Raw genomic sequence first — 14,472 nt, 5'->3', positions numbered from 1 at the left:
TTCCACTATGATTGGATTGTGGCGGACAACCCTGAAGGTGGTGAGCCAATTATGTTCAAGAACGATATGTAAGAGACGGATTAGCCTAATCGTTCGGATTCTTCGCTTATCTCCTGTCTGTAACGGCTCGGGCTGACACGCTCCTGCTGCTTGAACACTTTAATAAAATATTTATCCGTCCGGTAACCGACACGTTCCGCAATTTCACCTACCGGAAGCCGGGTCTGAGCCAGCAGCTCCTTCGCCCGCTGAATGCGTCTGCGGGTTATATATTCCGTATACGGGATGCCGGTCTGCTCCTTGAACAGCACACTGAAATAGCTGGCATTCAAATGGAGGCGTGCGGCCAGATGCGCCAAGGTCAGCGGCTCCTCCAGATGCTTCTCGATGTACTCAACCGCCTCCTTAACCGGCTCGCCGAATCTTCCGTGCTGCTCATCAAGCTCCAGCAGCTTTGGGTCCACCAGCCTTTCCATCATGCCGACCCGGCTGCGCTCCTCCTCCAGCTTCAATGCCTGCCGGACAACCTCCAGCAGTTCCTGCTTCTCAATCGGTTTCAGCAGGTAATTGACCGCACCGAGGCGCAGCGCAGCCTGAACATATTCAAATTCCGCATGCCCGGAAATGACAACGGCCACAGGCTGGAACGGATGCTCCCTCAGGGCAGAGATCAGATCAAGACCGCTGACCTCCGGCATGCACACATCCGTGATCAGCAAATGCGCCGTCTCCCGAGACAGCCACTCCAAGGCTTCCACCCCGTTCTCCACGCATTCCACCCGGCAGCTCCCGTTCGCCCAAATATCCAGTGTCTTCTTGATGCCCAGCCTCGTCCTCGGTTCATCATCCACGACCAATATGGTTCGCATTTGTGCCACTCCCTCCGATTTGTGTCACATCGTCTTCTTCCGGGATGTCAAAATACACCCTGGTTCCTTTCTGGATACCGCTCTCCACACGGAGACCCGCCCATGCGGTTCCGCTCTTGCCGTAATACAGTCTTAAGCGCTGCTGAACATTGACCAGCCCTACCCCTGTGCTCTTGGATGCAAAAGAGTTTCCTTCCTCCAGCCCAAGCCGGAGCGCATGAAGCGCCTCTTCATCCATTCCGGGTCCATCATCCTGTACTGCGATTTGAATCATTCCCCTCTGCGCTGCCGGACGTACGCTCACAGTCACTGAACCCGGGCCGATCTTGCTCTCAACGCCATATTTGATCGCATTCTCCACGATCGGCTGGATCAGCAGCTTTGGAATGGGCACAAACGCGGTCTCCGGAGACACATGGATGTTCCAGGTTAATCTGTCGCCTAGTCTCATTTGGATTAACATCAAATAGCGTTCCACCTGATCCAGCTCCTCCTGGATCGTCACCCACTCGCTGCTCTGTGAGCTGCTGATGATATAACGAAACAGCTTCGACATAGCGACAACTAAGCCCGCCAACTCCTCTTCCCCCTTGTCTTCCAGCGACCAATTGAACGCCTCAAGAGTATTGAACAGGAAGTGGGGATTGATCTGTGCCTGCAGGGCTTTAAGCTCTGTGCGGCTCTGCAGCATTTCTTTCTCGTATACAACCCGGATCAGCTCATTAATATGATAGACCATCTCATTATAGGAATGGTTCAGCTCCCGCAGCTCCATCGTCGACACCGGTTCAGGATTTGGCGTCAGCACACCGAGCCGGGATTTGCGCATCGCCCGGATCAGGTGGATAATCGGCCTGGTCAGCATCGTGGACAAGATGAAGGACAGGATCACGAACCCGAATACGGCCAGTCCGCCTGAGACCAGCAGGACGGTTCGCAAAGCAGATATTCCTTTGGTGACATAACTGACCGGAGTCAAGATGATGAGGGTCCAATTGGCCGCCTCCGAGTATTGCTTCACCATGACATATTCCTTGTCCTGGAACATAACGGTCTGTTCATTATTCCGGAGCAGACTGGTCAGATCAAGCCCGGAAGAGACATCCCCGATGCCGAGCAGCTGCCCCCGGTCATTGGCCAGCAGAATGGACTCTCCGTTCCCACCGCCGGGAGCCGGATCATTGAGTTGAAAGTATCCCCGCTGAATGCGGGCAATTAGATATCCGCCGGGAGAGAACCAGCGGTCGTACAGATTGACCCGGCGGATCGCAAGCACCGACTGGGCATTGTCCGGGTCGATTCCGATCCAGACCAGACGGCCCTTCTGCTTGTTGACCTCCTGAATATACCGGGAGTCAATTCGGGTATCCAGGCGTCCTTCCCGGATCGGGTAGACCTGACTGCCATCATTGGTATACAGCTCAAGCGATTCCAGTCCTGGCGTATACGCCTGGTAGCTTCCCGCAATCTGCAGCAGGGGCTGCCGCCGATTGAAGGTGATCGCCCGCCCGTTCACCTTGTCCAGCAGCAGCTGCTGGACATACGGATGCCCAGACACCTGGGCTGTGAGGCTGTCAATCTGAGTCATCAGCGCGTCCAGCCGACCGCCCGCCTGAACGGCCGTCTGCTGGATATGCTTCTCGGCATTGTTCTTAAGCAGTGAAGAAACTTGGTCATAGATGAAGAATCCGGCCACACTAAAGATGACCAGCACGACCAGAAAGAATCCGATAAAAATCTGATTGCGCAGCGTGTTAAGCTTCTGAAGCCCCAGCATCATCTCCGCCCTTCCCCTATAGCTTCAATCTTTAACTTTCACTCACAACAATGACTGCTTATATATGATTGCGTGCTCTGAATTTCCCGGGCGGCTCTCCTGTCCAGCGTTTGAATTGGCGGCTGAAATGGGCAATATCCCCGTATCCCAGCAGACGGGAAATCTTCTCCACAGACAGCTCAGGCTGCATAAGCAGCAGCTTGGCTTTCTTCAGCTTAAGCTGGGACAGATACTGACGGGGGGACATGCCGTACACGCTCTGGAACATCCGGGAGCAGGCGGACGGGCTGTAACCAAGACCCGAAATGACCGACTGAACCGTCTCTCCCGTATCCTCGTCCAGAGCCGCTTCCCCTTCTGCCCGCTCCGCAACTACGCGCTCCAGGCTTGCCGCAATGGTCTTTGCAATGCGGGATGAGCGCTGATTCGCCGGAGCCATGCTGCCCTGCTCCGACAGACAGCCGGTGATGGCCCCGAACAGCTCGAACACAACCGAGAGTGTGATCATTTTGGTCTGCAGCTTCCATTCGCCCTCATGCAGAGCAAGCGAGATGAGCTTATCCAGACTTGGCCGGATGGCACGGGCGAACGGACTATCGTGCGTGAAATCACGCCGCTCGTCACGAAGGAGCAGCTCTCTTAAGGCACGCTCGTCGGAGTCGAAGTGAATACAGTAGTAGGTCATTGCTCCCGGCCCCCCATTCCGGCTCTCATGTGCATCCTCCGGCTTCAGCAGCATGATATCACCGGGATGCTGCACATATTCCTTGCCATTCACGGTCATCTTCTGACTGCCCTCCAGCAGCAGATTAATCTCAAACAGCGGGTGTGTATGATGCGGGTAGGTCCACTCCTCTGTCACCTTGCGCCAGTGGGCGGCAAAGATTCGGAAGGTCGATTCCATATCGGGCAGCATCACTTCCTGGATCTGATACTCGTCCTCTGCTCTCATTGTCCATCTCCTCTCAAACAAGACTGCCAACTATTTGTTGATCTTTCGTCTAATGACATTCAACCATCCACCTCCAACGATTCTCCTACCTCCATCTAATAGCTTTCATTCTTGCTCAATTTGGATAAATACTCTCCGAGTATGGGTATAGAAAGCGCTTTAATACCTAGTTATTATGAACATATCACATTCATTTGTCATTGGATAGGAGGTAGTTAAAATGGATAAACACAAATTCTTCAACGCCCATCACGCCCCGGTCGGCGCGTTTGCAAGCTTTACACTTGGCTTCCCGGGGAGAAGCGGAGGCTTCGATCTGGAATTCGGCAGACCCCCTGAGCAGAATATTTATATCGGCCTCCAGGAGCAGGATGGGAACAGCTACCGGACCCTGCCCTTCTACGATCAGGCTGGGGATGAATCCACCCGGTATACAGCCGGAAATGAAGGCCCGGTGGCGGCGTCAGCGGATTTCAGCATCCATCCTTTTGATCAGGCAGAGATTCGGCGGACTTTCAGCGCGGGCACGGACACTTGGACGGCTGGAGATCTCACATTCCGCTTGTACTCGCCGTTTGATTCCGTGCCTGATCCGAAATCTGCGGATGAGGAGGAGCTGCGGTTTGCCCTGCTGCCGGCGGTGCTTGCGGAGATCACCGTGGACAATACATCAGGCGGGCAGACACGCCGGGCCTTCTTCGGCTTCCAGGGGACGGACCCCTCCACGGCAGTGCGGCGGCTGGAGGATACCACCGGCGGCAAGCTCTGCGGGGTAGGACAGGGGCGCCATACTGCATTGGCCGCCTGTGATCCGCGTGTGCGCAGTGCAGGACATTTTACAATCGAGAATATTTTGCAGCCCGAAGTCGAGGAGAATTTGCGCTTCGGCCTGGGGCCAATAGGCGCCCTGCTTATGGATGTCCCCGCTGGGAAGAAGGAGACTTACCGGTTCGCCCTATGCTTTTACCGGGGAGGATTGGTAACTACGGGAATGGATGCGGCTTATCTCTATACCCGTTACTTCGCCAATATTGAGGAAGTAGCAGCTTATGCCTTGGAGCATTTTGACCGCAAAGTGGAGATTTCCTACCGAAATGATGATCTTATCGCCTCCTCCGCTCTGTCGGACAACCAGAAATTTATGCTGGCCCACGCCATCCGCAGCTATTATGGCAGCACGGAACTGTTAATTTGCGGGGATGAACCGCTCTGGATCGTGAACGAGGGTGAGTACCGGATGATGAACACCTTCGATCTGACAGTGGACCAGCTGTTCTTTGAGTTGAAAATGAACCCGTGGACGGTTCGTAGTGAACTGGACCTGTTCACCTCCCGTTATAAATACGAGGACACCGTGCGCTTTCCAGGAGAGGATACGGACTATCCCGGTGGTGTAAGCTTTACGCATGACATGGGGGTAGCCAATTCCTTCTCCAGGCCAGGCTACTCGGCCTATGAGCAGCACGCCATCAGGGACTGCTTCTCCCATATGACCCAGGAGCAGTTAGTGAATTGGGTGCTTACTGCAGCGGTTTATGTCAATCAGACTGGAGATTTGGAGTGGCTGCAAGGGAATATCATCTTGCTTCAGCAATGCCTGGAAAGCATGGTTAACCGGGATCATCCTGACCCGGCTCAGCGAAATGGCATTATGGGCCTCGACAGCTCCCGGACGATGGGCGGAGCGGAGATTACAACCTATGACAGCCTCGATGTCTCCCTTGGCCAGGCGCGCAACAACATTTATCTGGCCGGGAAGTGCTGGGCGGCTTATGTGGCGATGGAGCGCATCTTTGCGGAGAACGGCCGGGAAGACCTGAAGCGTACTGCTGGGGAACAGGCCGAGCGCTGTGCACGAACGATCACGGCCCAGGCCACTTCTGAGGGCTACATTCCTGCCGTGATCCAGGAGGGTAATGATTCCCGGATTATTCCTGCCATCGAAGGGCTCGTGTTCCCGTTGTTCACCGGCTGCAGCGATGCACTTGATCCGGGTGGGCGCTTCGGGGATTATATTACCGCACTCCGCCGGCATTTCTACGCCGTGCTGAAACCGGGCATCTGCCTGTTCCCGGATGGAGGGTGGAAGCTCTCTTCCACCAGTGACAATTCATGGCTGAGCAAAATTTATCTGTGCCAGTTCGTCGCCCGACGCATCCTCGGTCTGCCACAGGACGAACAAGGGCATGCCGCAGATGCGGCTCACGTGGGTTGGCTGATACGGGAAGACAATGCATTCTGGAGCTGGAGCGACCAGATGATGGCAGGCACCGTCTGCGGCAGCCGGTATTATCCGCGCGGCGTTACAGCGATCTTATGGCTGGATGAGGAAGTGGCAAATGTAGAAGAGCAGATGTAAGCTGCTGATGAGGCCATAAAGAGACTCTTCCCGTGGCTGTAAGCTTAAGGTGTACACAGTACACCGTCCAAATCATCGTCCCTGCTTAAACGTAAAAAACAGTAAGCCCTCCAATCACAGGAGGCTTACTGTTTAATTAAGGAGACCGTATATTGCAAGCTCAACGACTAGCCTTCTTCTCTACTCTCATATCTTCGTCCCAAGCATCAAGAATCAGCTCAGGCTCCGCCTCAATAATATCCATGACTTCCATCCATTCATTTGCTTTAAACAGATCTATCATCTCTTTAAGCTCAGAACGGTCTATTAATCTTACTCCATTATAGCCAGCCAAAATCTCGCAAGCCTCGGTATAACGGCTTGAAGCAATCACAATCGACTTCTGGGCACCGTAGTAGCGCATCGAGCTGTATATTTCCTGAACAGCGCTTAGACCCACCGGATTGGATTCGGCATAACGCTTGGCCTGAATGACATTCCGGCTTCCCCCGCGGTCTGTAAATACAAGATCAGCCCCAAAATCACGGCTGCCAACGGTTTTATAAGCATCCTCATATCCCAGGGCCACGAACAACCGATAGAGATACTCTTCAAACTCCTTGCCGTCCTCCATCTTGTCAATATCCCTGATGCTTACCTTCATGGGATCAATAATGCCTTTTCGGTTGTAGATGCTTTTTCGCTTGACCAGCCCCCGAATAATCAGGCCAACGACGATGATGACCAGCAGTGCAGCGATATAAATTTCGTAAGAGCCGAACACGTTTATCCTCCTTTTGCCTGTTGACCCGTCCCCAGTCTGCTATATCAATCCGTTTGTTTCTTCCCCCGTCGCTCTATGGAATAGCTTAAAATTGCTCCTCCACACCCTAACAACGCGAGCCCTGCGGCCAGCCATGGCACATTGGGCAGCCCTGCATACGTAATCACAAGACCTCCCAGATAGGCTCCGCTTGCATTGCCCAGATTCAAAGCGGAGTGGCTGGATGTGGAGGCAAGCAGCGGGGCCTTGTGAGCCAGGTTAAGGATGCGCACCTGAACGCCTGGCATAATGCCAAAGGCGGCAACTCCCCATACGAATACGGTAATAACAGCCAAAACCGCATTATGGAGTGTGAATGTTAATACGGCCAGAATGATGCCTAGCACAGCAAAATTTATGATGAGGGAGGGCATAAGCCTCCAATCGGCCAGCTTGCCCCCCACAAGATTGCCTAGCGTAACCCCGATTCCGAATAACACTAGAATCCAGGTCACTTCATGCTCCTTGTATCCGCTGATCATTTCCAGGGCCGGAGTCAGATAGGTGAACATGGAGAACAAGCTCGCACATCCGAACGCTCCGGTAAGAAGCATCAGCAGCACCTGCGGATGAATGAGGCTGCGGAATTCCTGAACCAGACTGGACGGCTGGTCCTGGCGGATAACCGGAATGAACCGGATAATCCCGAGCAGCGAGATGAGTCCAAGAATTGTGATCGCTCCGAAGGAAGATCTCCAGCCAAGCTGCTGGCCGATAAATGTTCCAAAGGGAACGCCGATAATATTGGCTACGGTTAATCCGGCCAATACCATAGACACGGCGCCCGCCCGCTTGTCCGGCCGGACCAGCCGGGAGGCGATCAGGGAGCCGACACCCAGAAATGTGCCGTGAGCCAAAGCAGTTACAATTCTTGCTCCTATGAGCAGGAAATAGGTCGGGGCTATGGCTGAAAATGCATTCCCGGCGATGAAGATCGCCATCAGCAGAACGAGCAGCTTTTTTTGCGGCATCCGGTGGGTTAATACCGTCAGCAGCGGGGCTCCTACAGCCACGCCAAGCGCATAGCTCGTAATGAGTTGGCCCGCCTGGGGAATGGTCACGCTCAGGTCGTGTGCAACATTCGGCAGCAGACCCATAATAATAAATTCCGTCATCCCAATGGCAAAAGCACCAAGGGTAAGGCACAGCAGAGAAAGCGGAAACCGCTCTTGGTTCGGGGAGGGTTGAGGTTGGTTATGTACGGATAATTCCATGCTGTCTCTCCTTCTATTATATGTCTCTCTATCTGTAGGCAGTATACCACCTGCGTCAAGAGAGTGTGCCTGCGTTATATGTATGTCTAGCCCTGATACCTGGGCATCCTCTCTCACGGGCAGCAAGAAAACACCCGCCTTCCTATCAAGGGAAGTACGGGTGTCACCTTTACCACAATCTAATATGAGATGCGGCTGTATCCAGAATACATACATTGACCTCAACGCTATCGTTACTACCGTTACCGTTATTAAGATTTGGGCTGCTTACTTCTGACTGCTAAGCAGCTTATAGATCACCTGAGCGCTTTCCGCCCGGGTGGTCTTGCCTTTAGGCATGAATCGGTTGTTTCCTTGACCGTTCAGAAGGCCAAGGCCCGAAGCTGTCTTGATGGAATCCACGGCCCAGCTGCTGATGTCTTTGGCATCGGTATAGGCAAGCTCTGAAGCTTGACTGGCCTTTGTTTTGTTCAATACGTCGTACGCGCGAACCAGCACCACAGCCATTTCTTCACGTGTGATCACCGCATTCGGCTCGAACCGGGATGCAGTCCGGCCCTGAACGATTCCCGCCTCATTCGCGGCGGCGATCGAGCTTGCGTACCAATCGTTCACCGAAATATCCGTGAACCCGGCTGGATGAACCGCCTTTAGTTCCAGTGCCCGCACAATCAGGGCTGCGAATTCACCGCGGGTAATACTGCGGTCAGGTTCATATGCAGATTCGCTTGTACCCTTAATAATATGCTTCGCAGTTAACGACTGGACTGCCTTCTCGGCCCAGTGTCCGGCAGGAAGGTCCGTGAAACTCTTGTTCATTTCAAGCACCGCATATTTCGAGAAATGGTGAATCTCAGCCGTCAGGGTATCGCCTTTCAGCTTCCCGCCAATGTATTCGACCTGCCCCTTATCCGGCAGATAATACACGCCGATGTTGTTCTTATTCGCATTGGCCGCTACTTTGAATGTAAGCTGGAGCGGCACATCGAATCGGTTCAGCTCGGCAATTGCCTTACCGCTGCTGTTAATCAGGAGCAGACGGTAGTCATAGATCCGGGATGCTGCCTTCAACTTGGTCTGGCTGCTGTCCGCCTTGGATACAAGCGCTTGGGCAGCCTGATCACTCAGAGGCTCGGCCTGAAGCTGGATCTGTGCGCCAGCCGCAGCTGTGGCTGTGCCTGCTGTGCCTGCTGTGCCTGCCGTACTAGCCTGCTGAACAAGCTGAGACAGCACCTTGCTTGGAATCACAATCGAATCGCTGCCGAGTGCAACCTCAAGCGGCTTGTCACCAAGCAAGCTGGCTGCGTCAACAGGCAGAAGTATACGAGTAGAACACCCGGCCTCAATCTTAACCACCCTGCTGCCAGAAGTGATTGAGCGGTTTAAAGCGTCTTTAAGCTGCTGTTCGGTAACCGAAACCGATTTGTTATCTGTATCCTTGCTGCTTCCTGGATTGCTGTTATTTCCTGAATTCGTGTTATTGCTGCTGCCCTCACTTCCGTTGTTCCCACCATGGCCAGCACTTGTAACTGTAACTACACAGGATGCCTGATGACTTCCATCCTTGGTTGTCACCGTAATTGTAGCTGTTCCCGGCCTTAGTGGAGTAACTACACCGTTCGCATCCACCTTCGCGATAGTCTCATCACTGGATGTGAAAGCAACCGTCTTATCGCTAGCACCCTCCGGCTCTACCGTCGCCTTCAAGCGACCTGTAGCTCCCCCGGCCGTAAGCGTAAGCCTGCTTTGGTCCAGCTTGACTCCGGTAACAGCCACAGGGTCCGGATTCCCGCCAGCATCTTTGCGGGTGATGCTCAGCTCTAAGCTCTTCGTAGCCTGACTTGCTCTGCCTTTATCCTCGTACCATGGGAGATTCAAGGTTTCAGCTGACGGTTCAATATGCAGCGTATATTTATTGGAGCCAGGGTTAATCGGAATATCCTTCAATTCCACATTGCCTTGGGCATCCATGGCTCCCGGCGGAAGCGGCTGATCATTAATGGTGAACTTCACACCGTAAGGCACATTGGCCTTTAAGGTAAACTTGTTGTCCGTGGTTTCATAAGTGATATTATCCCCATAAGAGATGCGCGGCATCGTCACAATCATCGGCATATCCACCCACCTGAGGATATAATCATCGACAACCATCTGGTTGCTGCCTTCGTTCTTCACGGTTAATTTCATGTTCGTGTCTGTGGAGGAATACGCATAGTTACTGTAATCCTCTGTGTCATTAGCCTTCCGGTTATGGGAGGTTAATGCCTCGGTGGCCCAAGTGCCTCTGGTGTATTTATATTGGAGGGACTTGCCGGCCATCATCTTAAAGCTGTATTCCACCACATCCCGGGTGGTCGCACCACTCGGCACGTTTAGCTTGCCTCCGGCCTGGTTCCAGCCGTTGAAATCTCCTGCAATATAAATATCGTCTGTTGCAGGCGTATACCCAGGCAGGTGCACGCGAAGCTTGACGTCAACCATTACCAGCTTAGGCGTTACAGCCTGTTCATTGGAATATGCCCGGTTATAGGAGCTGTCTACGGCCGCAACTTTGTAGGTATAAGCTGTATCATTGCTTACCGTAAGGTCCACATAGGATTTGGCCGTTTTGTCCACGGTAGCGATCTTCTTGTATTCCGCTCCTCCGGCATTCCGGTAGATCTCATACTGGTATACAGTGTCATCCTCTTCAGTCCAGCTCAGCTGTACCCGACTAGATTCAACTTGGATCGGGCTCAGTTCAGGAGCCGCTGGAGCTGTGGTATCATTCTCGTCGGCCTGCACATCGACATAAGACGATGCAGAATCCGTGTACTTCTGACCATTATCCGTGGATATACGGGCAAAATAATAGTAAGTGCCTGCTTCTGTAGGCTCAAACACCGCCCAATATACCTTTTTACCATCAGAGGTATCACTCTTGTAACGCAGCTTCACTTCGGAAGCATTGTCTTTGGATGTCCCTTCTTTGTAGTATGCAAGCTTCGCAATAAGACCAGGTGCTTCTTTTCCGGTAAAACTCATGTTATCTGTGAGCCCGGGAATATCGAGAGTCACCTGAATCTCCGAGGTTTTATTCCCTGCCCCCAGCACTACAGAATTGGACTGCTGCGAAATTTCCACACTTTGAACAGGAAAAAATGGTGTTGCTGATACATAATCACTCAAGCTGCTTTCCCCACTGGAGGTCTTTGCGGTCACTGTATAATAATATTTCGTGCCGTTATTAACTTTTGTATCCGTCCATGAGCTGTCGGTTACACTTCCAACAACTTCAAGTTCGCCTCCCTCAAGCGGCGCACGATAGACACGATACTCAGCAGCACCCGGTACAGCATCCCAGGTAAGCGTTACTAAACCGTTGCCCGGGGCCGCTTTCAGGTTGGACACTACGGGCACATTTGTCAGATCAGAATCTGAAGTCATCATCATGCCGCTCATGGCTTTGACGGTCAGGCTGATCTTGCCCTGAACTACTGCAGCCGCAGCTTTGCTGCCCAACTGGTCTGTCAGGCTCACCCCGTCTGGCAGATATCCGGTCACATCCGCAGCTATCGAAGCATCCGAGCTGCCGCGGTTAATAACAACCAATCCTGCTGTACTGTCCGTCTTGCGGGCGTACGCAATCACATCGCCCTTATTATAAACAACTTTTAGATCGCCCGTACGGAACACTTCATTCGTATTACGCACTTCTGCTGCTTGTTTATAGGTGTTAAACAGACTTTCATACCGCCCCGTACCGCTGTATTGTCCGTCAGAACCCATCACTCTCTCCCATGGGAACGTTCTGCGGGAATCCGGGTCTTTGGTGCCCTCAAGCCCCACTTCATCCCCATAATAAATTGTTGGGGCTCCCGGATACCCCATCTGGAAAATAGCCGTAAGAGCCTGCTTCTGAATGGCCTGGTCCGTAGGGGGCGGCGCAATCTCCAAGTGCTCCTCTTCCCAATTAGGTTTATCGTACTTTGTGATGGAACGGATCGTATCATGGGAATCCACCAGGTTCAGCATCACTTCCCAGGCTTCCCTCGGATAGTCTTCGCGGATCGATTCCAGCGCATCGTTGAACTGCTGGGCGTTGCCGTTCATAATAAAGCTCTGTACGGCACCGCGGAAGCGATAGTTCATCACCGAGTCGAACTGGTCGCCAAGCAGGAACTTGGTGGCAACGCCCCACTCTTCGCCGAGAATGATCGGGTCGTCGATGCGTTCGCCGTTGGCGTCGCTGCGCCCTCCGGTTGATTTCACCGCCTGGCGGAACTTCTCCCAGGTCCCCGCGGATACATCCGGAGCCACATCAAGGCGCCAGCCGCGCGCGCCGAGCCATTCCCAGCGTTGGGAATTGGCATACTGCATCTTCGAAGCAGCCTCCGTATCGGACATCCCCGTCAAATCATGGCCGATCACCTGATCGCGGTATCCCTGCACGTTCCATTCATGGTTACCCGCCAGCCCATCCGCATCCCCTGCCGCGGCTTCCGGCGCATCAATGACAGGCAAGGAATCATATCCCCACCAGCCTTCATACTTGTAATGCCCATCCACCTTCTCATTGGTGACTTTGAACCAGTGGGTGAAATCAAAATCATCCGGGTACACATAATTCTTGCCTGTTGCCGGATTGATCTGGGAAGTGAAGGAATCGATGACTTCCTGTTCAGCAGCAGTTTGTGTTTTCCCGGCATTCATCCTGTCATAGACCTTGGACCAATATTCATAGGCCCCAATCTCCGGATATTTCTCATACCGGTCGAAATAGATCGAGTCATCGCCGACATGGTTGAATACGCCGTCCACGATCAGCTTGATGCCTTTGGCTCGGGCCTGCTTCGCGAATTCGGTAAATACCCGGTCCGAGGCTACCCGTGTCTTCTCATAGTCAAGTCCTGACGCAGGGTCTCCCGGGGTATTGTATACGGGCTCTCCGAACATCGGATCCAGATGCTTGTAATCTGTCGCATCATACTTGTGGTTGGAAGCTGCCCAAGCCACCGGATTGAAGTAGATTACAGTAACCCCCAGGGATTTCAAATAATCCAGCTTTTGGCCAACCCCTTGAATGTCCCCGCCATAGAATTCATTTGTCCAAATCCCGTCCGTGGTGGCATTCGGAAAATAAGGCTTATTCTCCGGCTTGGTCCGGTCAGGGTTCTCCGGAACATGCGGCCATTTCCCGGCTACCTGCTCCGGGGCTGGATCATCGGGAACCCCACCGTCGAAGAATTGAAGCTTATGACCGTTCTTGGTCGTTAAGGTCTCACCTGGAAGAGCCTCACCCCCGCGGTAGCCATCTACAATTTTGGCCCGGTTGTTCGACTGGTCCCCGTCAAAGAACCGGTCCGGGAATAACTGATACACCACCGCATTCTTCATCCAGTCCGGTGTCGTAAAGTCCTTCTTATAGACGGTTAAATCGTACGGAACTACACCTTCATCCGCTGTGGTTCCCGTACCTCCGCGCGCATTATCATCCCCATATTCCACTTTAGCTGCACCGTCAATAAGTATGAACTTATAATTCCAGACCCCAATGCCTTTAAAGGCCGACTTGGGAATGGTAACTTCCCAGTAATCCAGCCCTCCTACAGAGGTTGAGGTGTGCATATCGTAGGCTGAAGCAACGCCCTGCGGGTTCGTAAGTTCCGCCCTGGCTAACTGTACATCGCCAGCTGCCGCTGCAATGCGCAGGGTAAGGTCTTCGCTTTCTTCCTTAATCGCGCCAAATGGCTTTTTGTAAGTGACCAGGCGGGAATCGAACGCTAGCTTGCCCTTGTCAATCTTGCCGTCCCACTGACTGTCCGAAGGCAAGTAATTCGAAGTCAGCTCTTTCATTTCCTTGCTGAGATCAATGGAGAAGGTAACATCGGCAGGATCAATGGTCTGCAGAACAAAGTTGCCTCCAGTTGAGTTCCCGTATGAGGGAGTATTCTCCCACGTGTTCCCTAGAACCACCTTCATTTCGTACCGGCCAACGGGTAGGGTGCGCTGAAGTTCGAACACAGAGCCGTCAAAATGCGTATCCACGAACATCTGCCTAGCCTCTTCCGGACTCCATTCCTTCTCCTGGAACAGCTTCTGTATATCCCCTGTCAACCGTGGCCAATTCGCCTCAGTATATTTTGGTGTGTACTGCTGAATTCCTTGCACACCCGGAATATTAATGCGAGCCTGATTCAGGGCTTCATTCACATAGAAGTTAATTTTGGCTGCTTCCGCCAAATCAAATGAAAAGTTGCTGTCATTATCGTTGGCGAAACCTTTCCAAGTACCGCTTTTAACAATTTTAAATTCGTAATGCCCTGCTTCCAGCACCGTGGAATACTCATAAAAGTCGCCAACCAGATGTTTAAGCTGTGTTGCGCTTGAGGTATTATTCCACCCTTGGAAACTGCCCGCGACCACCCACTTGGATTTCGCCCCCGGCTGATCCACAAGAACATCCGGCTGCAGTTCCCCTTTGGCCGCTGGAGCTTCTGAAGCTGCTGGAGCGGCGGGT

Annotated in this window: 7 protein-coding genes; 1 reads left to right on the top strand and 6 read right to left on the bottom strand. The window is 52.9% G+C overall.

Annotated elements, in window-relative coordinates; translation table 11 throughout:
• Positions 1 to 80: 80 nt before the first annotated feature.
• The 3 genes from BN6628_RS04460 to BN6628_RS04450 are packed head-to-tail and all read right to left on the bottom strand — an operon-like array spanning position 81 to position 3,598.
• Entirely contained in the window at positions 81 to 869 is a 789-nt protein-coding gene (locus BN6628_RS04460) for a response regulator transcription factor (protein WP_068614848.1), read from the bottom strand.
• A complete protein-coding gene (locus BN6628_RS04455; protein WP_068614844.1) occupies positions 844 to 2,649 on the bottom strand; it encodes a sensor histidine kinase in 1,806 nt (601 codons plus the stop codon). The genes BN6628_RS04460 and BN6628_RS04455 overlap by 26 nt, the downstream gene beginning before the upstream one ends.
• A 55-nt stretch (positions 2,650 to 2,704) precedes the next feature.
• On the bottom strand, positions 2,705 to 3,598 hold the full coding sequence (locus BN6628_RS04450; protein WP_068614841.1) for an AraC family transcriptional regulator: 894 nt from the start codon (positions 3,596 to 3,598) through the stop codon (positions 2,705 to 2,707).
• Positions 3,599 to 3,818: 220 nt separating this feature from the next.
• On the opposite strand from BN6628_RS04450, the gene BN6628_RS04445 reads away from it, so the two are divergent.
• Positions 3,819 to 5,957 (top strand): glycoside hydrolase family 52 protein, encoded by a 2,139-nt coding sequence (locus BN6628_RS04445; protein ID WP_068614837.1) that lies wholly within the window; start codon positions 3,819 to 3,821, stop codon positions 5,955 to 5,957.
• Positions 5,958 to 6,117: 160 nt separating this feature from the next.
• Here BN6628_RS04445 and BN6628_RS04440 read toward each other — a convergent pair whose 3' ends face one another.
• The 3 genes from BN6628_RS04440 to BN6628_RS04430 all read right to left on the bottom strand — a co-directional run.
• The gene (locus tag BN6628_RS04440) at positions 6,118 to 6,720 is read right to left on the bottom strand and encodes a restriction endonuclease (RefSeq protein WP_235847572.1); all 603 of its coding nucleotides are present in this window, start codon (positions 6,718 to 6,720) and stop codon (positions 6,118 to 6,120) included.
• 44 nt (positions 6,721 to 6,764) lie between these two features.
• Positions 6,765 to 7,973, bottom strand: a complete 1,209-nt coding sequence (locus BN6628_RS04435; RefSeq protein WP_068614832.1) for an MFS transporter — start codon at positions 7,971 to 7,973, stop codon at positions 6,765 to 6,767.
• A 267-nt stretch (positions 7,974 to 8,240) separates the two neighbouring features.
• Positions 8,241 to 14,472: alpha-amylase family glycosyl hydrolase (locus tag BN6628_RS04430; protein ID WP_148449257.1), on the bottom strand; the 6,232-nt coding region annotated here is incomplete at its 5' end.

The organism is Paenibacillus tuaregi, assembly GCF_900086655.1.
Classification (GTDB): domain Bacteria; phylum Bacillota; class Bacilli; order Paenibacillales; family Paenibacillaceae; genus Fontibacillus; species Fontibacillus tuaregi.
The sequence above is the reverse complement of the archived record's forward strand: the minus strand, read 5'-3'. Positions and strand labels throughout refer to the sequence as shown.